This window comes from Endozoicomonas sp. ONNA1 (assembly GCF_024606325.1).
Classification (GTDB): domain Bacteria; phylum Pseudomonadota; class Gammaproteobacteria; order Pseudomonadales; family Endozoicomonadaceae; genus Endozoicomonas_A.
The window spans coordinates 1-1,588 of sequence record NZ_JAHHPN010000752.1; the positions used below are offsets into that span (position 1 = coordinate 1).

Sequence of the window (1,588 nt, forward strand, 5' to 3'; positions counted from 1 at the left end):
GGTCGGCAAAGTGATTCCAATCGGGGAATCACAACCTAAACCAATGTCGGAGGCACTCAAACAAATATTATCCAACAGTGATGAAGATCAGGTCACTGAAAAACTCAAATCACTCCATTCAAAAATGATTGATCAGGCCGGAACAAGCCCTGACCAGTGGTTGTGTTCAATGGTGGACGTACTGGCAAACAGTGATTTGACCCGTCCTTCGATTATTCACTTTGCCCGTGAAGCCCTGGATTCGGGTTGGCTGGATCCAGTGCCGACCTACGGCAGATTCGTTATAAACGCTGTTGAACATCATGAACTATTGGTGTGTCTGCAAAGTGTCGATGAACTGAACGTTAAAGCCACTCATTGTCTGAAAAAGTGGTATGAGGTATTGATGTCCGGGAAAAAAAAGAACCAGCAATGGCGGTGGCGGTCGCCTTGTAAAAAATTCCAGAAGAGAAAAGAGAATGCCTTCTTCATCACTCATCATCATGATGGGCATTCGCCATTCCTTGAAAATAAAATTGTCAGTCCATCCGTAGAGATTGCCTGGACGGACAAACCAGAGGGCGTTCCGAATATAGAACGACTGCTGGCGCAACAACCTGCCTTTGCGCAGTTCAACTCGGGCATGGGGAGCCACCGTCCGGTGATTATACTGGGGCAGCCCTCCCTGGACAGCGAAGTGATTAATGAAAAGGCCGAGGCCCTGTTTCAACGAAAACTTGAGAACAGCCCGGTCTTGAAGCAGATATTGGAAAAAATCAATCAATATGAGGCAATGGAACAACGATACTCAAATGCTCTCAGAGCAACGGATAGTAAGAAAGAAAAGCTTGATATCATAAGCAAGTACGAACCTACCCTAAAGTCCCTTGAGGTACCATTCAGTGAACAATTTCTGATTACTGGCATAAAAAACAAATGCAAGAAAGCGATTCAGCAGGTCTTCATTCATTATTTGTATGAAATGACACATTCGAAAGGTGGGCGCTTAACCTATTGTTGGGCCGATGCTTTCGCCGAGGGGGAAGACAATTGTGGCCTCTTTGGCGCTCATGATCCATCCTCACCAGCAGAGCTGTACGCCATGATGTATTTAATCAAGAGCTCTTCCTGGTCGCAGGAATCTATTAATGATGGCTACTTACGGCAAGCACATAACGCCAGAAACGCTCTGATTCTCAAAACCAATGAGCTGACAAAAATTGCCGAAGAGTTTTTCAGCAGTGTGAATTTGAATTCGATTTATGACTCATTGGATACATGATAACCATCTGCTCGTGATGAATTTTTTTTGAGATGGGCGACTTCCTTCCATGGCAACGAACTGCTGTCAAAATTGAACTTTCGTACTGCATAAAGGTCAAATTATAAAACAGTTTCAATTGAGTCCTTCAGATAGCAGTAGGGAGATTAACCATGGATGGTCAGATTGGTGGAGAAATAAATAAACCCGTTCGTAACAACGGCATGCCTGAAAATAGCACTCCAGCCAGCAGAGCAAAGCTGGATGAACCGATTGCAAAGGTCTGCTCTGATGTAACGGCCAAACTCAATCTATCGTCATCTCCGATGATGTTGCCTGACAGGGCGA

Annotated in this window: 1 protein-coding gene; it reads left to right on the forward strand. The window is 44.8% G+C overall.

Annotated features, from left to right (window positions below):
- A partial coding sequence (locus KDK19_RS17990; RefSeq protein WP_257292510.1) for a hypothetical protein occupies positions 1-1,261 on the forward strand: 1,261 nt, incomplete at its 5' end.
- Between the last annotated feature and the right edge of the window lie 327 nt (positions 1,262-1,588).